The 22,360-nt window shown below is 67.6% G+C and carries 30 protein-coding genes; 28 read left to right on the top strand and 2 right to left on the bottom strand.

Translation table 11 applies throughout. The features are described from left to right. The first annotated feature begins 73 nt into the window (after positions 1-73). Together RAC81_RS09505 and RAC81_RS09510 are read left to right on the top strand one after the other, a co-directional pair. Positions 74-1,138 (top strand): hypothetical protein, encoded by a 1,065-nt coding sequence (locus RAC81_RS09505; RefSeq protein ID WP_375082144.1) that lies wholly within the window; start codon positions 74-76, stop codon positions 1,136-1,138. Next, positions 1,135-2,241 (top strand): glycosyltransferase, encoded by a 1,107-nt coding sequence (locus RAC81_RS09510; protein WP_375082145.1) that lies wholly within the window; start codon positions 1,135-1,137, stop codon positions 2,239-2,241. Before RAC81_RS09505 ends, RAC81_RS09510 begins: the two co-directional genes overlap by 4 nt. Here RAC81_RS09510 and RAC81_RS09515 read toward each other — a convergent pair whose 3' ends face one another. Further along, positions 2,242-3,201, bottom strand: a complete 960-nt coding sequence (locus RAC81_RS09515; RefSeq protein ID WP_375082146.1) for a glycosyltransferase family 4 protein — start codon at positions 3,199-3,201, stop codon at positions 2,242-2,244. Further along, positions 3,198-4,364, bottom strand: a complete 1,167-nt coding sequence (locus RAC81_RS09520; RefSeq protein ID WP_375082147.1) for a glycosyltransferase — start codon at positions 4,362-4,364, stop codon at positions 3,198-3,200. Before RAC81_RS09520 ends, RAC81_RS09515 begins: the two co-directional genes overlap by 4 nt. Positions 4,365-4,489: 125 nt before the next feature. Between RAC81_RS09520 and RAC81_RS09525 the strand changes: the two genes are divergently transcribed. From RAC81_RS09525 to rplO, 26 genes are all read left to right on the top strand, one after another. Continuing rightward, on the top strand, positions 4,490-6,559 hold the full coding sequence (locus RAC81_RS09525; RefSeq protein WP_375082148.1) for a hypothetical protein: 2,070 nt from the start codon (positions 4,490-4,492) through the stop codon (positions 6,557-6,559). A 74-nt stretch (positions 6,560-6,633) separates the two neighbouring features. Then, positions 6,634-8,370, top strand: a complete 1,737-nt coding sequence (locus RAC81_RS09530) for a DUF4012 domain-containing protein (RefSeq protein WP_375082149.1) — start codon at positions 6,634-6,636, stop codon at positions 8,368-8,370. A gap of 237 nt (positions 8,371-8,607) precedes the next feature. Then, on the top strand, positions 8,608-9,972 hold the full coding sequence (locus RAC81_RS09535; protein WP_375082150.1) for a sugar transferase: 1,365 nt from the start codon (positions 8,608-8,610) through the stop codon (positions 9,970-9,972). 72 nt (positions 9,973-10,044) lie between these two features. Further along, positions 10,045-10,545, top strand: a complete 501-nt coding sequence (locus RAC81_RS09540) for a hypothetical protein (RefSeq protein WP_375082151.1) — start codon at positions 10,045-10,047, stop codon at positions 10,543-10,545. After that, positions 10,545-11,564: a M23 family metallopeptidase gene (locus RAC81_RS09545; protein WP_375082152.1), complete on the top strand. Its 1,020-nt coding sequence runs from the start codon at positions 10,545-10,547 to the stop codon at positions 11,562-11,564. Before RAC81_RS09540 ends, RAC81_RS09545 begins: the two co-directional genes overlap by 1 nt. Before the next feature lie 109 nt (positions 11,565-11,673). Beyond that, a complete protein-coding gene (locus RAC81_RS09550) occupies positions 11,674-11,886 on the top strand; it encodes a hypothetical protein (protein ID WP_045264638.1) in 213 nt (70 codons plus the stop codon). An 855-nt stretch (positions 11,887-12,741) separates the two neighbouring features. Further along, complete coding sequence (gene rpsJ / locus RAC81_RS09555) at positions 12,742-13,050, top strand: 30S ribosomal protein S10 (protein ID WP_017201594.1); 309 nt, start codon at positions 12,742-12,744, stop codon at positions 13,048-13,050. A gap of 8 nt (positions 13,051-13,058) precedes the next feature. Beyond that, the gene (rplC, locus tag RAC81_RS09560; RefSeq protein ID WP_096715092.1) at positions 13,059-13,718 is read left to right on the top strand and encodes a 50S ribosomal protein L3; all 660 of its coding nucleotides are present in this window, start codon (positions 13,059-13,061) and stop codon (positions 13,716-13,718) included. 2 nt (positions 13,719-13,720) lie between these two features. Then, complete coding sequence (rplD, locus tag RAC81_RS09565; protein ID WP_096715093.1) at positions 13,721-14,383, top strand: 50S ribosomal protein L4; 663 nt, start codon at positions 13,721-13,723, stop codon at positions 14,381-14,383. Further along, positions 14,380-14,703: a 50S ribosomal protein L23 gene (gene rplW / locus RAC81_RS09570; RefSeq protein WP_017829206.1), complete on the top strand. Its 324-nt coding sequence runs from the start codon at positions 14,380-14,382 to the stop codon at positions 14,701-14,703. The genes rplD and rplW overlap by 4 nt, the downstream gene beginning before the upstream one ends. Before the next feature lie 21 nt (positions 14,704-14,724). Continuing rightward, positions 14,725-15,564, top strand: a complete 840-nt coding sequence (gene rplB / locus RAC81_RS09575) for a 50S ribosomal protein L2 (protein ID WP_251586864.1) — start codon at positions 14,725-14,727, stop codon at positions 15,562-15,564. A 12-nt stretch (positions 15,565-15,576) separates the two neighbouring features. Continuing rightward, positions 15,577-15,858 (top strand): 30S ribosomal protein S19, encoded by a 282-nt coding sequence (rpsS, locus tag RAC81_RS09580; protein ID WP_045249922.1) that lies wholly within the window; start codon positions 15,577-15,579, stop codon positions 15,856-15,858. 25 nt (positions 15,859-15,883) lie between these two features. Then, positions 15,884-16,282 carry a 50S ribosomal protein L22 gene (gene rplV, locus RAC81_RS09585; protein ID WP_025102404.1) on the top strand — a complete coding sequence of 133 codons (399 nt, stop codon included), beginning with the start codon at positions 15,884-15,886 and terminating at the stop codon, positions 16,280-16,282. Continuing rightward, on the top strand, positions 16,282-17,037 hold the full coding sequence (gene rpsC / locus RAC81_RS09590) for a 30S ribosomal protein S3 (protein ID WP_050722499.1): 756 nt from the start codon (positions 16,282-16,284) through the stop codon (positions 17,035-17,037). Before rplV ends, rpsC begins: the two co-directional genes overlap by 1 nt. Next, entirely contained in the window at positions 17,037-17,456 is a 420-nt protein-coding gene (gene rplP, locus RAC81_RS09595) for a 50S ribosomal protein L16 (RefSeq protein ID WP_045275476.1), read from the top strand. Before rpsC ends, rplP begins: the two co-directional genes overlap by 1 nt. After that, complete coding sequence (rpmC, locus tag RAC81_RS09600; RefSeq protein WP_050722500.1) at positions 17,456-17,773, top strand: 50S ribosomal protein L29; 318 nt, start codon at positions 17,456-17,458, stop codon at positions 17,771-17,773. Before rplP ends, rpmC begins: the two co-directional genes overlap by 1 nt. Next, positions 17,773-18,090 carry a 30S ribosomal protein S17 gene (gene rpsQ, locus RAC81_RS09605; RefSeq protein ID WP_096715095.1) on the top strand — a complete coding sequence of 106 codons (318 nt, stop codon included), beginning with the start codon at positions 17,773-17,775 and terminating at the stop codon, positions 18,088-18,090. Before rpmC ends, rpsQ begins: the two co-directional genes overlap by 1 nt. After that, positions 18,087-18,455, top strand: coding sequence for a 50S ribosomal protein L14 (rplN, locus tag RAC81_RS09610; protein ID WP_053097479.1), 369 nt, complete (start codon positions 18,087-18,089; stop codon positions 18,453-18,455). The genes rpsQ and rplN overlap by 4 nt, the downstream gene beginning before the upstream one ends. A gap of 3 nt (positions 18,456-18,458) precedes the next feature. Beyond that, entirely contained in the window at positions 18,459-18,806 is a 348-nt protein-coding gene (rplX, locus tag RAC81_RS09615) for a 50S ribosomal protein L24 (RefSeq protein WP_050722503.1), read from the top strand. Further along, on the top strand, positions 18,806-19,396 hold the full coding sequence (rplE, locus tag RAC81_RS09620) for a 50S ribosomal protein L5 (protein WP_375082153.1): 591 nt from the start codon (positions 18,806-18,808) through the stop codon (positions 19,394-19,396). The genes rplX and rplE overlap by 1 nt, the downstream gene beginning before the upstream one ends. A 133-nt stretch (positions 19,397-19,529) precedes the next feature. After that, on the top strand, positions 19,530-19,928 hold the full coding sequence (gene rpsH / locus RAC81_RS09625) for a 30S ribosomal protein S8 (RefSeq protein WP_096715097.1): 399 nt from the start codon (positions 19,530-19,532) through the stop codon (positions 19,926-19,928). Between the two features lie 6 nt (positions 19,929-19,934). Beyond that, on the top strand, positions 19,935-20,471 hold the full coding sequence (gene rplF / locus RAC81_RS09630; RefSeq protein WP_096715098.1) for a 50S ribosomal protein L6: 537 nt from the start codon (positions 19,935-19,937) through the stop codon (positions 20,469-20,471). A gap of 2 nt (positions 20,472-20,473) precedes the next feature. Beyond that, positions 20,474-20,833, top strand: a complete 360-nt coding sequence (gene rplR, locus RAC81_RS09635) for a 50S ribosomal protein L18 (protein WP_096715099.1) — start codon at positions 20,474-20,476, stop codon at positions 20,831-20,833. Further along, positions 20,830-21,531 (top strand): 30S ribosomal protein S5, encoded by a 702-nt coding sequence (gene rpsE, locus RAC81_RS09640; protein ID WP_096715100.1) that lies wholly within the window; start codon positions 20,830-20,832, stop codon positions 21,529-21,531. Before rplR ends, rpsE begins: the two co-directional genes overlap by 4 nt. Beyond that, positions 21,531-21,716, top strand: a complete 186-nt coding sequence (rpmD, locus tag RAC81_RS09645; RefSeq protein WP_067121122.1) for a 50S ribosomal protein L30 — start codon at positions 21,531-21,533, stop codon at positions 21,714-21,716. Before rpsE ends, rpmD begins: the two co-directional genes overlap by 1 nt. After that, on the top strand, positions 21,716-22,345 hold the full coding sequence (gene rplO, locus RAC81_RS09650) for a 50S ribosomal protein L15 (RefSeq protein WP_375082154.1): 630 nt from the start codon (positions 21,716-21,718) through the stop codon (positions 22,343-22,345). Before rpmD ends, rplO begins: the two co-directional genes overlap by 1 nt. Positions 22,346-22,360: the final 15 nt, after the last annotated feature.

Here is a 22,360-nt window from a genome sequence, read left to right on the forward strand (position 1 = left end):
CCGGTCTTTCCGGCGGACCGACTAGATTTGCCTCATGCGCCGCCGGAATCCACTCTCGTCGAGAGCGCCCCGGGTGAGGCAGACGTTCGTCTCCCTCACCGGCCCCGCGGGCAACATCGGTGATGCGCTGATCCGGCGCGAGACTCTGCACTGGGCGCGCGGGACGGGTGACGCCCTGGTGGCGTACACGGGAGACGCTCCCGATGCGTGGCTGGCGCAGTTGGGACTGCCTCCGGACGCGACCGTGCTGCGCGGCAAGACGTCGGTGCCGCGCTGGCTGCGACTTCTCATCGCCGCGCCGCGGCATCCGGTACTGGTGTTCGAAGCGGGCGAGATCCCGCTCGACCGCGGCAACGAACTCAGGGAACTCGTGTTCCTGGCCGAGACCCTCATCGTCCGGCTCAAGGGAGGGGTGGTCGTACGGCCGCCGCGGGGCATCCGCGCTCCGTCCTCGCCCGCCCTCGGCATCCATCGGCTCGCCGCCCGCCTGTCGCAGGTGACGTTGTGGCGCGACGAGGGGACGCTGCTGACGGCGCGCTGCGGGCGGCTCGCGCCCGACATCGGGTTCGGAGCGGGGACGCGGTCCGGTTCACCGTGGAGTGAGCGATCAGAGCTGCTCGTGAGTCTGCGCGGTGCGCGTCCGCTGCCGGACGCCGCGTGGGTGGCGACGGTGCGTGCGGCGGCGGCGGAAGCCGGCCTCACGATTCGCACCGTGGTCCAGGTGCGCGAGGACGAGGACCGCTCGCGCGAGCTCGCGCGGCTTCTCGGCGGGGAGTTCGACGCATGGGGGGAGACCGACCCTCTCGTCCACGAGGAACGCCTGCGTCAGCGTTACGACATGGCGCAGCTGGTGATCAGCGATCGCATGCACGTGCTGGTGCTCGCGTCGCTGAGCGGAGCGATCCCCGTCGAGCTCGTGCCCGACCCCACCAGGAAGATCGCGGAGGCGTTCGCGGCGATCGGCGTGCACGAGGTCTCCCTCGACTCGTCGACGAGCAGCCCCGATCGGATGCGAGCGGCGCTCCGTCCGGCGGCCGAGCGCGCGGCGGAGATCTCCGAACGGGTCCGCGACGCGGAGGTGACTCTCGCGGACCTCCGCGGCCGGATCGCCCGCGCCGTGCACAGGGTGCGATCGTGACTCACGGACCGGAGCGATCCGACACTCAGGCCGGGCGCGTTCTCTTCCTCTCGCACAGCCATCCGTTCGGGGCGTTCCGCGTCGGCAGCCACCACTACGCGCGCGTGCTCGCGCAGCGGGGGTGGGATGTGACGCACCTGAGCACTCCGATCTCGCTCGCCCATCGGCTGACGGGCCGTGTCGATCGGCGGGGGCTCGCCCTGGTGCCCGCGCACGCGCCGAAGGACGGCGACGGAGTGCGGCAGATCGTGCCGCGCACGATCCTGCCCGCTCCGTTGCGCACGTCGGGCGTGGTCCGCCTGCTCGCACGCGAGGGTGTGGCCGGGGATTTCGACGCCGTGCTCATCGACCAGCCGCTGTTGTGGGATCCGTCCGTACGATCGCTCTCCGAGCGCGTGATCTACCGGCCGACCGACCTGTACCCCGAGGGCGTGAAGAACGCACTGCAGCGGCGCATCCTCGGTGAGGTCGACGGGGTGATCGCGACCTCGGCTGAGGTGCTGCGCGGGCTCGGAGATCTGCGGATCCCGAGCATCGTGCTCGAGAACGGAGCGGATGCCGAGCGGTTCGCCCCGCCGGTGACGGAGGACCGGCCCCGCAGAGCGCGCTGCGTCTACGTCGGCGCACTCGACGACCGGTTCGACGGGGAGCAGGTCGACGCCTGGGCTCGATCCCGACCGGATGTCGAGTTCGTCATCGCGGGTCCGGGTGCCGGTCCGGCACCCGGCACACCGCCGAATGTCGAGTTCATCGGCGCGATCCCTTACGCCGACGTGCCGGCGCTGCTGCACACCGCCCGGGTCGGCCTGCTCCCGCTCACCGAGCACCCGCTCAACGCCGGTCGCAGTCCGATGAAGCTCTACGAGTACCTTGCAGCCGGGCTTGCTGTGATCGCGCGGGCGACGCCCGGCATCCAGGAGGCATCCGACCGAGGCATCGAGGTGTACACCGATCGTGGCGGTGCGGATGCCGCGCTCGACCGCGCGTTGCGTCACCCGTCGCCCAACCGCCCGGGTGCGCGGGCCGCGTCCGCCGAGTCCTGGGAGCGCAAGACCGACGCACTGGAGGACTTCGTCCGCTCGATTCCCCGCCGGCGACGCTGATCAGTCGAGGAGTCGCGCGATCGTCCGGGAGACGATGCCTGCGGTGCGGTCCCAGTCGTAGCCGTTCGGCGCATCCACGCGTCGCGCTGCAGTGAGCGCTCCGGTCAGCGCCTCGGCCCATTCCCGTGCGTCGGTGGCCGAGCTCACCGCGTCACCGCGAGTGCCGACGATCTCCGCGACCGACTCGCACCCGGCCCAGTGAACGACGGGGGTGCCGCAGCGGATCGACTCCAGGGCGGGGAGCCCGAAACCCTCGAGCGTCGACGGCATCACGGTCGCTGCAGCGCTCCGGTAGAGATCGGCGAGACCGTCATCGTCGAGGCCGCTGACCCAACGGACCCGCGCATCGATGCCGCGGCGCGATGCTCTGATTCGCAGGTCGCGGATCTCGCCCTCGGGAACGACGGCCACCATCCTCGCCTCCCGAGCGAGAGCGAGGGCATCGAGGACGACATCGAGGTTCTTGTGGGCTCTGCCGTTGCCGACGAACAGGATGTAGGGGTCGCCCTGCTGCGCGGCGTCCGCTCCCGGGTGGAAAGCAGCCGAGCATCCGTTGCCGGCGTTGACGATCTCGACGTCGTCGTCGTCGAGCCACGAGCGGAGCGCTCGCGCCGAGGTCTCCGAGACCGTGAGCACGACGCCGGCTCGACGCACGACGTTCCTGACCGGGCCGGCGTAATACGCGGAGAACTTCCAGCGGCGGATCCCGGGGGTGTGCAGCTGGATGAGGTCATGCAGGGTGAGCAGCTGTCGGGGAGCGCGAGCCAGCGCGCCGTAGCCGGGCGAGTACACGAGCGCGCCGTCACGCGCGCCCGTCGCGCGGAATGCGTCGACGGGGGAGAACGGGCTGCCGTCGAGCCTGAGCGGCTTCCAGGGCACCGTCAGCCGGGGGAGCACCTCGGCCGCGTACCGGCCGATCCCATGCCTGCCGCGGTAGCGGTCGTCCACGAGCACGGTCACGCCTGCCCCCTCTGGGACGCGCGCCGATCGCCGAGGGAGTACGAGACCCACGCCGTGATGTGCTCGGCGAAGACCGCCGCCGAGAACCTCTCGGCCTGTGCCCGGCACGCGTCCGGCGACAGTCCGGCGGCGGTCTCGACCGCTCGGCGCATCTCGTCGCGCGACCAGTGCTCGAGGAGCGCACCCGTGCGGCCGTCGACGACTGTTTCGGCGGTGCCGCCCACCGCGGGCGCGATCACGGGTCGTCCGGCCGCCATGGCCTCCACCGGGACGATCCCGAAATCCTCGACCGCGGGGAACACGAGTGCGATGCATCGCTGCAGCAGTGCCCGGTAGAGCTCGGATCCGGGGGAGTCGACGAAGAAGACACGGCCGGGCGCCTTCTCGTCTGCGAGCGAGCGGAGACGGGATTCGTCGCTTCCGGCGCCGGCCAGCACCACGGGCACATCGGCGGCGATGCCGGCTTCGATCACGAGCTCGAGTCGCTTGTAGGGGATGAACCGCGAGAATCCGAGAAGGAACGTGTCGGGAAGGCGCGCGAGCGCGGCGTCGTCGCGCTCGTCCGGTTCGGGTGGTCGCAGGAAGGCGGCGACGTCGACAGGAGGGTGGATCACCGTGCTCTCGCGGTGCCACGCCGCGGCGATCCGCTGCTGCACGAAGACGCTGTTCGCGGCGATCGCCACCGGCTCCTGGGCGCGTCTGCGATCGAGGCTCTTCAGCATGGCGGCGGCGGCTCTCACCGCGAGTGCGTCGCCGCGGACGTCGAGCTCGGGGTTCCAGATGTACCGAGCGGGGGTGTGGGCGTAGACGAGCTTCGACGCGCGGCGCGCCGCGCCGGCGAATCGGGCGTGATGCGCGAAGAGGTGGGAACTCGTGAGCACCCAGTCCGCGTCGATCGACGGCAGGGTCCGCCACGCGAGAGGCATCCACGGCACGGATGCCGCCTTGCGGCCGCGCAGCGGCGTGCGGGCGAGCCAGGTCTCACCGTCGACCTGGAACCGGCCGTCGCTCTCGTTCCAGAGGCAGTACCGCGCCGCATCGGGGAACACCCCTGTCAGGGCTTCGAAGACGTTCTCGGAACCGCCGCGGGGAGCGAGCCATTCGTGCACGAGCACACCGCTCACCGCGCCGACCTCGTTCTCGTCCGCGGGCCGCCGCGCCACATCGCCGGAGCCTCTGCACGCATGCGTCGAGTCTAGGGAGGTTTCCGGCGCTCGCCTCGGCTCTGTCAGGTTCTGCCCTCGTCGACCGGTTATCTTGGAAAGCACACACCCGGGGGAAGGTCACGATGGCTCTGCGCGCGACGAAGAAGACGATCATCATCGCGAGTGCGGTCGCCGTGCTCCTCGTCGGCGGCGGCGCCGCGACGGCGATGGTGATCGCGAATCAGCAGCAGGCGCCGCGCGCCGATCCCACCCCGGAGCCTTCGCCGTCACCGGTCGAGACCGAACCGGCGGTCGTGGTCCCCGTCACGAATGTCGCGCGTGCGTCGATCGACGGCTGGACCCTCGCCGACCGCGGTGTCGTCGGCGCCGTCCTCCCGGAGGTGGGCGATGCCGCGGAGGGCGTCGTCTCCCTGCGCGTGGACGCCCCCGCCGACGACGCCGACATCGTGGCCGCCTCCGCACCCGTGGCCCTGGCGCCGAGCACCGACTACACGCTCAGCGTCTCCGTGCGGGTGCTGTCGGACGAGAAGACCGAGACGGGGGTGCGTCTCACCGCGGCCGGTCAGACCTTCACCCTCCCCGAGCTGGACGCGGAGTGGGAGACGATCGAGTTCCCGTTCACCACCGCAGCGGATCAGGCTCCCGCGTCGACGCTCGACGTCGTGCTCTCGGGTGCCGTGCGCGGGTTCGGGATCGACGACGTGTCGATCACCGCCGACGGCGGCGATGACCTCGTACCGAACGGCTCCTTCGAAGCGGTGCAGACTCCCGGCGGCATCGTGAACGACTCTCTCGTGATGACCGACGAATCGGCTCTTCTCGCCGTGTCGCTTCCCGAGGGCGCCGCCCAGTGGAGCGCGACCTCGACCTCGGGCGGCGATCCGATCACGGGCGAGTTCACCGCGGCCGGACCTCTGTCGGCCGTACCTCTGACCGGTGTATCGCAGGGGCACTATTCGGTCGCCGTGAGCGACGCCTCGGGACGCCAGATCCAGACCGACATCGCGGTGATCGACGCCGACGGCTTCTCCGTGACCCAGGACGGGCGCTTCGGCGTGGGCGCCCACGTCGAGAAGGAGGCCTTCGTCGGCACCGGATCGCTGGCGGCGGCGATCGGATTCGCGGAGGTCCGGAACGACATCTCGTGGGAGCGGAACGAGAAAGTCGCCGGTCAGTACGCGTGGGACGAGAACTACGTGCGGGAGTTCTCGCGCATGCACGCGAACGATGTGAAGCTGCTGGGTCTCGTCGTGTACGGGAACAGGCTGTACGGAGCCAGGAAGGCGCCGGGGGACGACGCATCGATCCAGGCGTACGGCGCGTACGCCAAGGCCGTCGCGGACAGGTTCGACCTGGTCGGTCTCGAGGTGCTGAACGAGTTCAACCACCGGGAGAACGACACGGCGTGCGGTCAGGCCCCCGCGTGCTACGTGCCGATCGCGCAGTCCGTGCGGGATCACGTCAGCACGGCCTATCCGGATCTCCCGATCGTCACCGGGTCGACCGCGCTCTACGACCGGGAGTGGTTCGTCGGGTTCTGGCAGGCGGGCGGAATGGCCGTCACCGATGCCGCGAGCTACCACCCCTACGAGTCGTGGATCAACCGCGACGCCGACCTCATCGCCGGCACGGTTCAGCAGTCCTATGCCGACATGCAGGATGCCGCTGGCGAGACGCGACCCGTCTGGGTGACCGAGATGGGCTTCCCCACCCACCACGACGGCGTGACTCTCCTCGAACAGGGGCAGATGATGGTGCGCAATCAGGCGCTGGCGTTCGCCAACGGGGTCGAGAAGTACTTCTGGTACGACCTGGTGAACGACACCCCCGACCTCGCCGCGGGAGAGTCCAACTTCGGGCTCTACGAGAACGCTCCCCGGGAGAACGTCGTCGCCCTCGCCCCGAAGCCCGGAGCTTTCGCCCAGGCCCTGATGATCACGCAGCTGCGTGACAAGGCCTTCACGGCGGACGAGTCGGACGACACGACCTCGGTCGAGGTGTTCGGCGAGGCCGATCAGGTGACCCGCATCGCCTGGGCCAAGCAGGGTGAGGTGTCGCGCACCTTCGACAGCGAGGTGCCCCTCATGGTGACGGACATGTCGGGTCGGACGCAGTCGTTCGAGCCGGAGGACGGAGAGGTCACGCTGACCCTCGGCGCTTCTCCTGTCTTCATCACGGCGGAGGCGGAGTGAGCCCCGTCCGCCCGGGCGCCGGCCGTCGCCCGTAGAATTCCCGAGATCGTTTCAGCACGAAAGGTGAGTCCTTCATGAGCGCAGCGCGTGGAGATGCGACCGACATCGACGACCCGAAATCGGCGCGCCAGCAGCGGAGGCGGCGGGTCTGGACGGTCATCATCATCGTCCTCATCGCATTCCTCATCGCGGTCTGCTGGGTCGGGCTGCGGGCCATCACCGTGAAGGACGGGCTCACCCGGAGCCAGCAGCTCGTGAGCGAGCTTCAGAAGGGCGGCGACGTCGACGCCGTCCTCCCTGAGCTGTCCGAGAGCGCAGCCAGCGCGGGAGCCGCGGCATCCGACCCCGTGTGGTGGCTCATGGAGTGGGTGCCCGTCGTCGGCGACAACCTGAAGGGCGTTCGTCTCGCAGCCCAGTCCCTGGATGCGCTCGTCAACGGCGTCGCGCTCCCCGTGATGGGCGATGAGAACTCGACCGGGTCGATCACCCAGCGGCTCCTCGCCGCCACCGAGGATCAGGCCGATCGCATCACCGATCTCGCCGACGGGCTGGAGTCCGTGTCGAAGTCCCCGTTCCTCGTCTCGGTCGTGCGCGACGGCGTCGCCGATGTCGACGAGGTCATGTCCTCCGCTGCGCCGATGATCGGCGCGCTTCCGAGCATGCTCGGCGGGGACGGCGAACGCAATTACCTTCTGGTCTTCCAGAACAACGCCGAAACCCTCGCCCTCGGAGGCAGCGCCGCGGCGCAGACCCTGGTGCGGGTCGACGGCGGCTCGATCGAGATCGGCGGACAGGGCGACAGCGGCAACTACCAGAACGGCGTCGCCGTCGACGTCGACGTGCCGACGAGCGCGACCGATCTGTACACCAGCTACCTCGTCGATCACATCAACACGAGCATGAGCCGTCCCGATTTCCCCACCGCGGCCAAGATCATGCGGGCCTGGTGGCAGCGCGACATCGCCGACGACGAGATCTCCGGCGTGATCTCGATCGACCCGCTCGCCCTGGCGCGCATCCTCAAGGCGACCGGTCCGATCGACCTCGCCTCGGGAGAGATCCTGTCGGAGGAGAACGCGGTCTCGCTGCTGCTCAGCGAGGTCTACGGCCGCTGGGACTCCTATACGGAGCCCGAGCTCGTCGACGGCTTCTTCGCCGACACCGCCGCGGCCGTCTTCGACAAGGTCGCCAGCGGCGACTTCAATCTCAAGGACATGCTCTGGGCCATCACCGAGAGCGCGAAGCAGGGCAGTGTGCTGGTCTGGAGCGAGGACCCGCAGATCGCCGACGCGATCGAAGGCAGCCGGATGACCGGTGTGCTTCCGACGGTGAACTCCGACACCACGACGGTCGGCATCTACTTCAACAACACCAACGGATCGAAGATCGACTACTTCACAGAGACGGCGACGGGGGCGACCGCCACCTGCGACGGGGATGCCGCGACGTTCACCGCCACGGCGTCGCTCACGCTGCCGCTCACCCAGCGACAGGCCGAGGCGCTGCCCCGCTACGTGCAGAGCATGACGTTCGGCGCGCGCTTCCGCGACACCATCTACGTGTACGGCCCTCCGGGGACAACCCTGAGCGATGCGACGTCCACCGGCGACGAGATCTCGGTCACCCACCGCGACATCGACGACCTCGGTCGGCCGGTCGTGGCATTCGAGGCGTGGTTCGACCCGGGCGACACCGTCAGCGTGTCGGCGACCTTCGTCGGTCCGAACGGAGACTACGGGCCTCTGGCGGTCAGGACCAATCCGATGGTCAACGGAGCGAAGCCCACCGTCTCCGACGGCTGCGCCCGATGATCTGAGTCGCCGGCGGACGAGAGGACCCCGGGCCCGCGGTCCACGAGCGTTATACTTGCTCCCGTTCTGGCGTCAGCGAAGTCGGAGGGGGTGAGAGTCGTCGTCGTTCAACTCGAGCACGGTGACTCAGGCGCGTCGCGCGAACCGTCCCCCCCGCGGCCGGTGCGTGCGAGGAATGCGCGTCGGGCGGCATGGACTCGTCTCTACGCGAGTCGTCTCTTCTACAATGATCTCATCGTGGTGGTCGTCACGCTGACCGTCTCTGCGATCGCCGTGCTCCCGAGTCTGCTGACCGGGGTCTCCTGGCCGGGCGGTCCGCGCGTGTCCTATCCGCCGGTGCTCGCGGCGATCGGCATCCTCTGGCTGATCGCCCTCGATGTGGCGGACTCTCGAGACCGCCACACCGTCGGACACGGAGCGGACGAGTACCGGCGCATCGTCAACGCCACGATCGGCGTCTTCGCGGTCACGGTCGCCATCGCCTTCTTCCTCGGGATGGAGATCTCCCGCGCGCTCGTAGGGGTCGTCTTCACGCTGGGACTGGCGCTGCTCCTGCTGTCGCGGTGGATGTGCCGCCAGTGGCTGCGCAGTCGGCAGAAGACGGGGGAATACCTGCACAGAGCCGTGGTGATCGGTGAGCCGTCGAAGGTCGCCCTCGTGGGGCGCGAGATCCGACGGGCGAAGAGCAGCGGCTACGAGATCGTCGGGGTGATCACCGAGAACGCCTCCGAGGAGGTCATCGCGGGCTTCGAGGTGCTCGGCGACGTCGCCGACGTCGAGACGGTGCTCGACGAGGTGCGTTTCGACGCGCTCATCATCGTCGGATCGGACGACCTCGATCCGCTCACCATGCGCCGCCTGGGGTACTCGGTGTCCGATCGGGACATCCAGCTCATCATGGCGCCGGTGCTGACCGACATCGCCGGCCCCCGCATGCATGCGACGCCCGTCGCCGGGCTGCCGCTCGTGCACGTCGACTTCCCTCGTATGGAGGGCGCCAAACGCTTCCTCAAGCGAGCATTCGACATCGTCGGATCGTCGTTGCTGCTCGTCCTGCTCGCGCCGGTCCTGCTCATCGCCGCCATCGCCGTCAGAGTGGACGGCCCGGGAGGCGTCCTCTTCCGTCAGGACCGGATCGGCCGCAATGGGCGAGCCTTCGGCATGCTCAAGTTCCGATCCATGGTCGCCGACGCCGATGATCAGCTGGCGACGCTGCTCGACCTGCAGGGCAACGGCGGGACCCCGCTCTTCAAGATCAACGACGACCCACGGATCACCAGGGTCGGACGATTCTTCCGCAAGCACTCCATCGACGAGCTCCCTCAGCTCATCAACGTGCTTCTCGGGGATATGAGCCTCGTCGGGCCCCGCCCGCAGCGCGCCTCGGAGGTCGCGCTCTATGACGACTTCGCGCATCGCCGCCTGCTGGTCAAACCGGGCATGAGCGGTCTGTGGCAGGTGAGCGGACGATCGTCGCTGTCATGGGAGGAGACCATCCGCCTCGACCTCTTCTACGTCGAGAACTGGTCGCTCATGCAGGACCTCATCATCCTCTTCCGCACCATCCGCGCGGTCGTCGCTCCCGGGGCCAGCGCGCACTGACGCGCGTCCCATTCCGGCGACTGCCCGAGCGTCGTGCACGGAGTGCGCCCGGCGATCGGTACATTCAGGAACATGAGATCCCCCCTTGCGAAGCTTGGTGCCGCGGGTGCTCTGGCTCTGATCCTGCTCGGCGGCGCCGCGGGCTGCGCAGCGACGCCTGACGCGTCGACCCCGGTGCCGACCTCGACCCCCACGAATCCCGCGCCGTCCCCGTCGGCCACCGAGCCGGCACCCTCGCCGAGTCCGGAGCCCGCAGAGACGTCGTCCGCCGAGTTCGGCGAGTTCACCGGGGCCGAGCTGGCACAGATCTGCATCGATGCGACGCTCTCGGCGTTCCCCGCCGACGTGTCCTTCGCGCCCGAGACCACACGGGTCGAGCGACGAGAGGTCCCGCCCGAATGGCTCGTCCTGGTTCCTGCTCAGACGGCCGGACTCGAGGCCCAGGCGCAGTGCACGATCGGGGGCTCGCCCCCGGCACCGGAACTCGGCATGTCGTCGGCGTCGCTGGAGCCCCTTCCCGAGGAGCAGGTCCAGAACCTCATCCGCGGCGAGAACGAGGGTGGCGACCGATAGTGTGCGGTGCGGACGATGCTGAGGCTCTCGTCGCCGCAGGGTCGAAGCCGCTCTTCTCGCGCCGCGTGATCCTCATCGCGGCGGGTGCGGCGATCGGAGCATCTGCCATCGGACGAGAGCTGATCGCACCGACCACCGGCGCGGCCGCCGCAGGGTCGTACCTGCGACCATGCGGGAACGTGCCGATCTCGAGCTCGTGGCAGGGACACAGGAACCGCAATCCGCCGTCTGCGGAGCCGGGGACCGACTACGCGGTGATCACCGGAACGCAGATTCGGGCGGCGACGAACGGCGTGATCGTCGACCGGAAGGATTCCACGACCACTGCCACCGGGCGCTATCTCGCGCTGCGGGCCGACGACGGCAACTACATCCGCTACCTTCACCTGCAATCCAGCGCAGTTCCGCTCGGCGCGCGCGTGACGCGCGGGCAGGTGATCGCCTACTCCGGTGCTTCGGGCTTCGGGACGGACACCGGTTACGGCCCGCACGTCCATGTCTCCCTCTGGATCGGCGGCACGCCACTCCAGCTGGGTTTCGCCAATTCCGTCGACTTCGAGAACTACGTCGACCCCAGTCCCTACCCGCCGCCACCGGAGGATCCCGTGCCCCTGCACACGTCGACGAAGTACACATGGAACGCGCCCATCCCTGATGGCGTCTGGGCGAAGATACCGATCGCCGCGGACTCCAGTTGGCTGGCCGAGAGCAGCGCGGCCATCAAGGAGACCGGGGATCTCACCATCTACCTCACTGCGACCGGGGTGACGGCGGGGTTCCAGATCAGGGTGCTCGCCCAGGGGCTCGACTCGAGCGGAAACGTCGTGAGCACCTCACCGCAGCCCATCGTCGAGGTCGGGCCCACTGCGCAGACCGGCGCGAACGCGCTGACCTATGGCGAGTACTCCCTGCCGTACTTCCTCTCGGGCCCCCTCCGTCTGTACGCCCAGATTCGTGCTCTCAATCCAGGGATCCGGGTGCAGCAGGTACTGGTCAAGAAGAACTTCTGGCAGTCCTGATCCGCGCTCGTGCGCGGCGGCGTCTCGACGCTTCCGATCGCGTCGCGTTCCCGCCAGAATGTGAGTGCGCCGCGGCAGCGGCGCACTCACGAAAGCGAAAGGGGGCCCCATGGGTATCGAGGACGCCGTCAACAAGGGCAAGGACCTGTACGAGCAGAACAAGGACAAGATCGCCGAGGCGGTCAAGAGCGAGCAGGCCGAGGACATCAGCGACAAGGTCCTCGACGGCGTTGCCGACTTCGCGAAGAAGATCGCGCCCGGGGCTGCCGACAAGATCGACGAGATCCGCGACAGCGCCGACAAGGCCGTCGGCAACGAGTAAGCGGCGTCGCACAGACGCTGGGCGGCGGCTCTCCGGGGGAGGGGCGCCGCCTCTCTGCATCCGGGACCGGGTTTTCCACAGGGCGGTATCGCGTTTCGACGGACGATGCCTTTAGAATGAAGTCGACCGCCTGGGGAACATGCGGTCGGGGACGTCGAAGGGGTTCGACCTCCCATGTCTACGCGGCTCGTCCGCGTCACAACTGGGGAAACGATTTTGGGGATCATCGTGCGACGCGCGCACTCCGTGCGCCCTGGCGTCTTCCCGCCTGCACGGCGGACGCTCCTCCGTGCCCTCGGTCGAGGACTCCGGCGTCCCTTCACGTCGGGGTTCTCGCGTTCGGTGTGCCCCCTCGCACTGAACGCCCTCCCCAAGCGGGGCGAGGCATGGGGATGCCTCGCCCCGCTCTCCGTCTGAATCGCGGCTCGATCCTGCGCGGATGAGAGCGCCGCGCGCCCGCGACGGAGACGTTCAGCGGATGCTCAGCGGCCGCGACACGCCCGGGTTTGCAGAACGGAAATCCGCCGTGGCAGAATAGACAGGTTCGACATTTCGGCGCGCTCAGCGTGCGCCGGATCACCACCAGGGCAGTGCATAGGCGGCGCGACAGCGCAGGGACCTAGGCCGCGGGTGGCAGGACAACCCCGACACCTTCATCACGAGGGCTTCGCCGTGCGCGGCGGAGGTCGGCAATCCGCTCGCCGTGAGGTGTGCGGGCTGACAGCAGAACAGTGGTGCGCAGACCGGTTCGCAGAACCGATCGAGTGCCGAGGCGCGAACAGCGCCGACGTGCGTCCAATGCCCCTGGGTCACCCGGCTCAGGACGGTAAGACGCTTAAAGAGAGAGAGCAGACAATGGCGGGACAGAAGATCCGCATTCGCCTGAAGTCGTACGACCACGAGGTCATCGACACGTCCGCACGCAAGATCGTCGACACCGTGACCCGTGCGGGCGCGACCGTCGTCGGTCCCGTGCCCCTTCCGACCGAGAAGAACGTCGTGTGCGTCATCCGGTCGCCCCACAAGTACAAGGACAGCCGCGAGCACTTCGAGATGCGCACCCACAAGCGTCTGATCGACATCGTCGACCCGACGCCCAAGGCCGTCGACTCGCTGATGCGCCTCGACCTGCCGGCCGACGTCAACATCGAGATCAAGCTCTGAGGTTCGACATGGCTGACATCAACGCAAAGATTTCCAAGGGCATGCTCGGCACCAAGCTCGGCATGACCCAGGTGTGGAACGAGAACGGCAAGCTCGTTCCCGTCACCGTCATCGAGCTCGCCTCGAACGTGGTCACCCAGATCCGTACCCCCGAGAAGGACGGCTACAACGCCGTGCAGATCGCGTACGGCCAGATCGACCCGCGCAAGGTGAACAAGCCCCTGACCGCCCACTTCGAGGCTGCCGGCGTCACGCCGCGTCGTCACGTCACCGAGATCCGCACCGCGGACGCCGGCGACTACACCCTGGGCCAGGAGCTCACGGTCGACGGCACCTTCGAGGCCGGCCAGCTCGTCGACGTCGTCGGCACGAGCAAGGGCAAGGGCACCGCCGGTGTCATGAAGCGTCACAACTTCAAGGGCGTCTCGGCTTCTCACGGTGCGCACCGCAACCACCGCAAGCCCGGCTCCATCGGCGCATCGTCGACCCCGAGCCGCGTCTTCAAGGGCATGCGCATGGCCGGCCGTATGGGTGGCGAGCGCGTGACCGTCCTCAACCTCACGGTGCACGCCGTCGACATCGAGAAGGGTCTGCTGCTCGTCAAGGGCGCCGTCCCCGGTGCTCGTGGCCGCATCGTCTACGTCCGCAACGCAGTGAAGGGTGCCTGATCATGGCTGACTCCACTCTCGCGCTCGACGTCCTCAAGGCAGACGGCAAGAAGGCAGGCTCGGTCGAGCTTCCCGCCGCTCTGTTCGACGTCAAGACGAACATCCCGCTCATCCACCAGGTCGTCGTCGCGCAGCTCGCGGCGGCTCGCCAGGGCACGCACTCGACCAAGCGTCGTGGCGAGGTCTCCGGCGCCGGCCGCAAGCCCTTCAAGCAGAAGGGCACGGGTAACGCCCGTCAGGGCTCGATCCGCGCACCGCACATGACCGGTGGTGGCATCGTGCACGGCCCGAAGCCGCGCGACTACTCGCAGCGCACGCCCAAGAAGATGATCGCCGCCGCCCTCCTGGGTGCGCTGAGCGACCGCTTCCGCGGCGACCGCCTGCACGCCATCGACACGTTCGGCACCGACGGTGCTCCCTCGACCAAGGCCGCGGCGGGCTTCCTCGCCCAGGTCGCCACGTCGAAGAACGTCCTCGTGGTCATCGAGCGCGGCGACGAGCTCGCGCTGAAGAGCATCCGCAACCTCAGCCACGTCCACGTGCTGTCGTTCGACCAGCTCAACGCCTACGACGTGCTCGTCTCCGACGACATCGTCTTCACCCAGGCCGCTCTCGAGGCGTTCATCTCCTCGAAGTCCGGCGCCAACCAGGAGGTCTCCGCATGAGCGAGCAGGCATCTGTTCTCCAGACGGCCCTGAACAAGGACCCGCGCGACATCATCCTGAAGCCGGTCGTGTCCGAGAAGAGCTACGGTCTGATCGACGAGGGCAAGTACACCTTCCTCGTGGACCCGCGTGCTTCGAAGACCGAGATCAAGCTCGCCATCGAGAAGATCTTCGGCGTCAAGGTCGCAGGGGTCAACACCCTCAACCGCGTCGGCAAGGCTCGTCGCACCCGCTTCGGCACCGGCAAGCGCAAGGACACCAAGCGCGCCATCGTGACCCTGAAGTCGGGCACCATCGACATCTTCACGGCAATCGGCTGATCCGGGGGATAAAGGACAATCATGGCTATTCGCAAGTACAAGCCCACGACCCCGGGCCGCCGCGGCTCGTCGGTGGCTGACTTCGCCGAGATCACGCGATCGACGCCGGAGAAGTCGCTGCTGCGCCCGCTCGCCAAGACCGGTGGTCGCAACAACCAGGGCCGCATCACGACCCGTCACATCGGTGGTGGCCACAAGCGCCAGTACCGCGTCATCGACTTCCGTCGCAACGACAAGGACGGCGTCAACGCCAAGGTCGCTCACATCGAGTACGACCCCAACCGCACGGCTCGCATCGCGCTGCTGCACTACTTCGACGGCGAGAAGCGCTACATCATCGCGCCGAACAAGCTGAAGCAGGGCGACATCGTCGAGTCGGGCGCAGGCGCCGACATCAAGCCGGGCAACAACCTCCCGCTGAAGAACATCCCGACCGGTACGGTGATCCACGCGATCGAGCTCCGTCCCGGTGGCGGTGCGAAGCTCGCGCGTTCGGCCGGTGCATCCGTCCGTCTCGTCGCGAAGGACGGCCCCTACGCTCAGCTGCGTCTCCCCTCGGGCGAGATCCGCAACGTCGATGCGCGCTGCCGCGCGACCATCGGCGAGGTCGGCAACGCCGAGCAGTCGAACATCAACTGGGGCAAGGCCGGCCGCAAGCGCTGGCTCGGCGTCCGTCCCACCGTCCGCGGTGTCGCGATGAACCCGGTCGACCACCCGCACGGTGGTGGTGAGGGCAAGACGTCCGGTGGTCGTCACCCCGTCACCCCCTGGGGTCAGGCTGAGGGTCGTACCCGTCACGCCAACAAGGAAAGCGACAAGTACATCGTGCGTCGCCGTAACGCCGGCAAGAAGCGCAAGTAGGAGTAAGAGAAGATGCCTCGCAGTCTCAAGAAGGGCCCCTTCGTCGACGAGCACCTGCTTCGCAAGGTGATCGGTCAGAACGAAGCCGGCACGAAGAACGTCATCAAGACCTGGTCGCGTCGGTCCATGATCATCCCGGCCATGCTGGGTCACACGATCGCGGTCCACGACGGTCGCAAGCACATCCCCGTGTTTGTCTCCGAGACCATGGTCGGTCACAAGCTGGGCGAGTTCGCGCCCACCCGCACCTTCCGCGGCCACGAGAAGGACGACAAGAAGGGCCGCCGCCGCTGACGCGGGGGCGATAGAGGAGAGAGAAATGGTGGAGTCCATCGCACGCGTGCGACACATCCGCGTGACCCCTCAGAAGGCTCGTCGTGTCGTCGCGCTCATCAAGGGCAAGCAGGCCCAGGAAGCTCTCGCGATCCTGAAGTTCGCACAGCAGAGCGCCAGTGAGCCGATCTACAAGCTTGTCGCGTCGGCCATGGCCAACGCGCAGGTCAAGGCGGATCGTGACGGCGAGTACCTCGACGAGCAGGACCTGTACGTGAAGAACGCGTACGTGGACGAGGGCACGACGCTCAAGCGTTTCCAGCCCCGTGCACAGGGTCGCGCTTTCCAGATCAAGAAGCGCACGAGCCACATCACGGTCGTGCTCTCGACGCCTGAGGCGGCTCCGGCCGCTGCGGGCGACAGCAACAAGAAGGCGAGCAAGTAATGGGACAGAAGGTAAACCCGTACGGCTTCCGCCTCGGCATCACCACGGACCACGTGTCGCGCTGGTTCTCGGACTCGACGAAGCCGGGTCAGCGTTACGCCGACTACGTGGCCGAGGACATCAAGATCCGTCGTCTGCTGCAGACGCAGCTCGACCGCGCCGGCGTCTCGAACATCGAGATCGAGCGCACCCGTGACCGCGTCCGCGTCGACATCCACACCGCCCGTCCGGGCATCGTGATCGGTCGTCGTGGTGCAGAGGCCGAGCGCATCCGCGGCGACCTCGAGAAGCTCACGGGCAAGCAGATCCAGCTGAACATCCTCGAGGTGAAGAACCCCGAGGCCGACGCTCAGCTCGTCGCGCAGGGCATCGCCGAGCAGCTCTCTGCTCGTGTGGCGTTCCGTCGCGCGATGCGCAAGGGTCTCCAGGGCGCTCAGCGCGCTGGCGCCAAGGGCATCCGCATCCAGGTCTCCGGCCGCCTCGGCGGCGCCGAGATGAGCCGCTCGGAGTTCTACCGCGAGGGTCGTGTGCCGCTGCACACGCTGCGCGCGAACATCGACTACGGCTTCTACGAGGCCAAGACCACCTTCGGCCGCATCGGCGTGAAGGTCTGGATCTACAAGGGCGACCTGACCAACAAGGAGCTTGCTCGCGAGCAGGCCAACGCACCGAAGTCCCGTCGTGACGACCGTGGTGGCGACCGCCGCCGCGCGCCGCGCAACGAGGCTCCCGTCGCAGAAGGAGCGTCTGCCTGATGCTTATCCCCCGCAAGGTCAAGTACCGCAAGCAGCACCACCCGAAGCGCGATGGCCAGGCCACCGGCGGCACGAAGGTCTCCTTCGGCGAGTTCGGCATCCAGGCCCTCACCCCGGCGTACGTGACGAACCGTCAGATCGAGTCCGCTCGTATCGCGATGACCCGTCACATCAAGCGTGGTGGAAAGGTGTGGATCAACATCTACCCCGACCGCCCGCTCACCAAGAAGCCGGCTGAGACCCGCATGGGTTCCGGTAAGGGCTCGCCCGAGTGGTGGGTCGCCAACGTCAAGCCGGGTCGCGTCCTCTTCGAGGTCGCCGGTGTCAACGAGGAACTCGCTCGTGAAGCACTGACCCGAGCAATCCACAAGCTGCCGCTCAAGGCACGCATCATCAAGCGCGAGGAGGGCGACGCGTAATGGCGATCGGCACCAAGGAGCTCGCTCCGGCAGAGCTCGACACGTTCGAAGACCAGCGCCTCGTTGAGGAGCTGCGCAAGGCCAAGGAGGAGCTGTTCAACCTCCGTTTCCAGTCGGCCACCGGCCAGCTGGAGAGCCACGGCCGCATCCGCGCCGTCAAGCGCGACATCGCGCGCCTCTACACCGTGATCCGCGAGCGCGAGCTGGGCATCCGTGCGACGCCCGCTCCCGTCGAGGCTCCGGCCAAGAAGGCGTCCAAGTCGAAGGCGAAGAAGGCGGATGCCGCTGACGACGCCGTGAAGGAAGAGGCCGAGTGATGGCTGAGAAGAAGGCTGCAGCCGCTGAGGTCGAGCACGCCGCGCACGATGTGCGCGACGCCGAGGCCCGCGGTTACCGCAAGGCCCGTCGTGGCTACGTCGTCAGCGACAAGATGGACAAGACCATCGTGGTCGAGGTCGAGGACCGCGTGAAGCACCCGCTTTACGGCAAGGTCATCCGCCGCACCTCGAAGGTCAAGGCGCACGATGAGGCGAACTCCGCCGGCATCGGCGACCTCGTCCTGATCAACGAGACCCGCCCGCTGAGCGCCACCAAGCGCTGGCGTCTGGTGGAGATTCTGGAGAAGGCCAAGTGATTCAGCAGGAGTCTCGCCTCAAGGTCGCCGACAACACCGGCGCGAAGGAACTGCTCACGATCCGCGTCCTCGGTGGCTCGCGCCGCCGCTACGCCGGTCTGGGCGACACCATCGTCGCGACGGTCAAGGACGCGATCCCGGGCGGAAACGTCAAGAAGGGCGATGTGGTCAAGGCCGTCATCGTCCGCACGGTCAAGTCCACGCGCCGTCCCGACGGCTCGTACATCAAGTTCGACGAGAACGCCGCCGTGATCCTGAAGAACGACGGGGAGCCCCGCGGCACCCGCATCTTCGGCCCGGTCGGCCGTGAGCTTCGCGACAAGAAGTTCATGAAGATCGTCTCGCTGGCGCCGGAGGTTATCTAAGTCATGGCGAAGATCAAGAAGGGTGACCTGGTCCAGGTCATCACCGGACCCAAGGACGAGCGCGGCAAGCAGGGCAAGGTCCTCGAGATCCTGTCCGAGCGCAACCGCGTCGTCGTCGAGGGCGTGAATTACGTCACCAAGCACACGCGCGTCGGTCAGACGCAGCGTGGCACCAAGACGGGTGGCCTCGAGACTGTCGAGGCTCCCATCCACATCTCGAACGTCGCACTCGTCGACCCCTCGACCAAGAAGCCGACCAAGGTCGGTCACCGTGTCGAGGAGCAGACCAAGGACGGCGTCAAGCGCACCGTCCGCGTGCGCTTCGCGAAGAAGAGCGGTAAGGACCTCTGATGGCAGCTACTGACGCTGCGGAGGCTGTCAAGGTGCAGCCCCGCCTGAAGGCGAAGTACAACTCCGAGATCAAGAAGGCGCTGCAGGACGAGTTCGGCTACGCGAACGTCATGCAGATCCCCGGCCTGGTCAAGGTCGTCGTGAACACCGGTGTCGGCGAGGCAGCTCGCGACAGCAAGGTGATCGATGGTGCGGTCGACGACCTCACCAAGATCACCGGCCAGAAGCCGATCGTCACGAAGGCTCGCAAGTCCATCGCGCAGTTCAAGCTGCGCGAGGGTCAGGCCATCGGCGCGCACGTCACCCTCCGTGGTGACCGCGCGTGGGAGTTCGTCGACCGCCTGGTCTCGCTCGCACTGCCCCGCATCCGCGACTTCCGCGGTCTGTCGGCCAAGCAGTTCGACGGCAACGGCAACTACACCTTCGGTCTCCAGGAACAGAGCGTGTTCCACGAGATCGACCAGGACAAGATCGACCGGGTTCGCGGTTTCGACATCACCGTCGTCACCACCGCGAAGACGGATGACGAGGGTCGCGCCCTGCTGCGTCACCTCGGCTTCCCGTTCCGGTCGGACGACGCCCAGGCGTAACACCTTCGACGGGCTCAGCGGCCAGTGGTCACTGAGCCCGTCGTAGTGCACGTACAATTGAAGATTGCGTGCTCATCGCAGGCCGTCTGTCGTGTAACGGCAACCGGAACCTCATGAACAAAGGAAAACACCCATGACAATGACAGACCCGGTCGCAGACATGCTGACCCGTCTGCGCAACGCGAACTCGGCGCACCACGACTCCGTGACCCTGCCGTCGAGCAAGCTCAAGACGCACATCGCCGAGATCCTCCAGCAGGAGGGTTACATCGCCGGTTGGGAGACCGCTCCCGCCCGCGTCGGCACCAACCTCACGCTGCAGCTGAAGTACGGTCCCAACCGTGAGCGTTCGATCGCGGGCATCAAGCGCGTGTCGAAGCCCGGTCTCCGCGTGTACGCGAAGTCGACCGAGCTCCCCAAGGTCCTCGGCGGCCTCGGCGTGGCCATCCTGTCCACCTCCTCCGGTCTCCTCACCGACCGTCAGGCTGAGCAGAAGGGCGTGGGCGGAGAAGTTCTCGCCTACGTGTGGTGATCCCAGATGTCGCGTATCGGACGACTTCCCATCGACGTTCCCGCGGGCGTGACCGTTTCGGTCGACGGCCGTGAGGTCGCGGTGAAGGGCCCCAAGGGTGAGCTCACCCTCACGGTGGCCACCCCCATCGAGGTCGCGGTCGAGGAGAACCAGGTTCTCGTCACCCGTCCCGACGACGAGCGCGAGTCGCGGTCGCTCCACGGCCTGACCCGCACTCTCATCAACAACAACATCATCGGCGTGACCCAGGGCTACTCCAAGGGCCTCGAGGTCGTCGGCACCGGTTACCGCGTGGCGCAGAAGGGCAGCTCGGTCGAGTTCGCTCTCGGCTTCTCGCACCCGGTCCTCATCGACCCGCCCGCCGGCATCACGCTCACGGTCGAGGGCACGAACAAGCTCACCGTCAGCGGGATCGACAAGCAGGCTGTCGGCGAGGCAGCTGCCAACATCCGCAAGATCCGCAAGCCCGAGCCGTACAAGGGCAAGGGCGTGCGCTACGCCGGCGAGAACGTGCGTCGCAAGGCCGGAAAGAGTGGTAAGTAACCATGGCTCTCAAGTCAAAGTCTGACGCCCGCGCGCGTCGTCACGCCCGCCTTCGCAAGAAGGTCGTGGGCACCGAGGTGCGTCCGCGCCTCGTCGTCAACCGTTCGGCTCGCCACGTCTTCGTGCAGCTCGTCGACGACAGCAAGGGTCACACCGTTGCGTCGGCTTCGACGCTCGAGACCGACCTGCGCGGGTTCGAGGGTGACAAGACCGCCAAGGCCCGCAAGGTCGGCGAGCTCGTCGCCGAGCGTGCGAAGGCCGCCGGCGTTTCCGAGGCAGTGTTCGACCGTGGCGGCAACCGCTACGCGGGTCGTGTCGCCGCCATCGCCGAGGGCGCTCGTGAAGGAGGCCTGGCACTGTGAGTGACAACAAGGAGAACGAAGTGACCGAAGCGGCTGCTGCCACTTCCGAGACCGCTGCGGGCACCACGCAGTCCGAGCCGTCTCGCGACCAGCGCGACGGTCGCCGTGGCGGCCGTGGTGACCGCAACCAGGGCGGCCGCGACCGCAACTCGCGCGACCGCGGCGACAACCAGTTCCTGGAGCGCGTCGTCACCATCAACCGCGTCTCGAAGGTCGTGAAGGGTGGTCGTCGCTTCAGCTTCACCGCTCTCGTGGTCGTCGGCGACGGCAACGGTCTGGTGGGCGTCGGCTACGGCAAGGCCCGCGAGGTCCCTCTGGCGATCTCGAAGGGTGTCGAAGAGGCCAAGCGCAACTTCTTCCGCGTGCCGCGCGTCGCGAGCACCATCCCGCACCCCGTGCAGGGTGAGGCCGCAGCCGGCGTCGTGCTGCTGCGTCCGGCCGCTGCCGGTACCGGTGTCATCGCGGGTGGTCCCGTGCGCGCCGTGCTCGAGTGCGCCGGTATCCACGACGTGCTGTCGAAGTCGCTCGGCTCGTCGAACACGATCAACATCGTGCACGCGACGGTGGAGGCCCTGAAGCAGCTCGAGGAGCCCCGTGCGGTCGCCGCTCGTCGTGGCCTCGAGTTCGACCAGGTCGCCCCCGCGCGTCTTGTCCGCGCCGAGGCTGACGCCATCGCCGCACAGAAGGTAGGTGCCTGATGGCCGCCCGGCTCAAGGTCACGCAGATCAAGTCCAAGGTGAGTGAGAAGCAGAACCAGCGCGACACGCTGCGTTCGCTCGGTCTCAAGCGGATCGGTGACAGCACCGTCCGTCCCGACGACGCGCAGACGCGCGGCTACGTCAAGACCGTCGCGCACCTCGTGAAGGTTGAGGAGATCGACTAATGGCTGAGAAGAACGAAGCCGTCGAGGCCGAGAAGGCCCCGAAGAAGGCTGCCGCTCCCAAGGCTGCCGCCGAGAAGAAGCCCGCCGCCAAGAAGTCGTCCGCTGCTGCGGCCGACGCCAAGGCCGAGGCTCCTGCCAAGAAGCCCGCCGCCAAGAAGGCCGCGCCGAAGTCGGATGCTCCGGCATCTCGTCCCGGCGTCCTGAAGGTGCACCACCTGCGTCCGGTCCCCGGATCCAACACCGCGAAGACCCGTGTCGGTCGCGGTGAGGGCTCCAAGGGCAAGACCGCGGGTCGTGGTACCAAGGGCACCAAGGCTCGCAACACCGTTCGCGTCGGTTTCGAGGGTGGGCAGATGCCTCTGCACATGCGCACCCCGAAGCTGCGCGGCTTCAAGAACCCGTTCCGCGTGGAGTACCAGGTCGTGAACCTGGAGAAGCTCGCGGAGCTCTACCCCCAGGGCGGCGACGTCACGGTGAGCGACCTGGTCGCCAAGGGTGCGGTTCGCAAGAACGAGAAGGTCAAGGTTCTCGGAAACGGCGACATCGCCGTGAAGCTCACCGTCGCGGTCGACAAGGTCTCGGGTTCTGCCGAGCAGAAGATCGTGGCAGCGGGCGGATCCGTCAAGTAGCCACTTCATGAGAGG

It is taken from the genome of Microbacterium sp. CR_7, from assembly GCF_041954755.1.
Classification (GTDB): domain Bacteria; phylum Actinomycetota; class Actinomycetes; order Actinomycetales; family Microbacteriaceae; genus Microbacterium.

Coding starts and splice junctions, on each gene's coding strand:
- RAC81_RS09525 (WP_375082148.1), top strand. CDS start 4,490: ATGGCTCTGCGCGCGACGAAGAAGACGATCATCATCGCGAGTGCGGTC.
- RAC81_RS09530 (WP_375082149.1), top strand. CDS start 6,634: ATGAGCGCAGCGCGTGGAGATGCGACCGACATCGACGACCCGAAATCG.
- RAC81_RS09540 (WP_375082151.1), top strand. CDS start 10,045: ATGAGATCCCCCCTTGCGAAGCTTGGTGCCGCGGGTGCTCTGGCTCTG.
- RAC81_RS09550 (WP_045264638.1), top strand. CDS start 11,674: ATGGGTATCGAGGACGCCGTCAACAAGGGCAAGGACCTGTACGAGCAG.
- rpsJ (WP_017201594.1), top strand. CDS start 12,742: ATGGCGGGACAGAAGATCCGCATTCGCCTGAAGTCGTACGACCACGAG.
- rplC (WP_096715092.1), top strand. CDS start 13,059: ATGGCTGACATCAACGCAAAGATTTCCAAGGGCATGCTCGGCACCAAG.
- rplD (WP_096715093.1), top strand. CDS start 13,721: ATGGCTGACTCCACTCTCGCGCTCGACGTCCTCAAGGCAGACGGCAAG.
- rplW (WP_017829206.1), top strand. CDS start 14,380: ATGAGCGAGCAGGCATCTGTTCTCCAGACGGCCCTGAACAAGGACCCG.
- rplB (WP_251586864.1), top strand. CDS start 14,725: ATGGCTATTCGCAAGTACAAGCCCACGACCCCGGGCCGCCGCGGCTCG.
- rpsS (WP_045249922.1), top strand. CDS start 15,577: ATGCCTCGCAGTCTCAAGAAGGGCCCCTTCGTCGACGAGCACCTGCTT.
- rplV (WP_025102404.1), top strand. CDS start 15,884: ATGGTGGAGTCCATCGCACGCGTGCGACACATCCGCGTGACCCCTCAG.
- rpsC (WP_050722499.1), top strand. CDS start 16,282: ATGGGACAGAAGGTAAACCCGTACGGCTTCCGCCTCGGCATCACCACG.
- rplP (WP_045275476.1), top strand. CDS start 17,037: ATGCTTATCCCCCGCAAGGTCAAGTACCGCAAGCAGCACCACCCGAAG.
- rpmC (WP_050722500.1), top strand. CDS start 17,456: ATGGCGATCGGCACCAAGGAGCTCGCTCCGGCAGAGCTCGACACGTTC.
- rpsQ (WP_096715095.1), top strand. CDS start 17,773: ATGGCTGAGAAGAAGGCTGCAGCCGCTGAGGTCGAGCACGCCGCGCAC.
- rplX (WP_050722503.1), top strand. CDS start 18,459: ATGGCGAAGATCAAGAAGGGTGACCTGGTCCAGGTCATCACCGGACCC.
- rplE (WP_375082153.1), top strand. CDS start 18,806: ATGGCAGCTACTGACGCTGCGGAGGCTGTCAAGGTGCAGCCCCGCCTG.
- rpsH (WP_096715097.1), top strand. CDS start 19,530: ATGACAATGACAGACCCGGTCGCAGACATGCTGACCCGTCTGCGCAAC.
- rplF (WP_096715098.1), top strand. CDS start 19,935: ATGTCGCGTATCGGACGACTTCCCATCGACGTTCCCGCGGGCGTGACC.
- rplR (WP_096715099.1), top strand. CDS start 20,474: ATGGCTCTCAAGTCAAAGTCTGACGCCCGCGCGCGTCGTCACGCCCGC.
- rpmD (WP_067121122.1), top strand. CDS start 21,531: ATGGCCGCCCGGCTCAAGGTCACGCAGATCAAGTCCAAGGTGAGTGAG.
- rplO (WP_375082154.1), top strand. CDS start 21,716: ATGGCTGAGAAGAACGAAGCCGTCGAGGCCGAGAAGGCCCCGAAGAAG.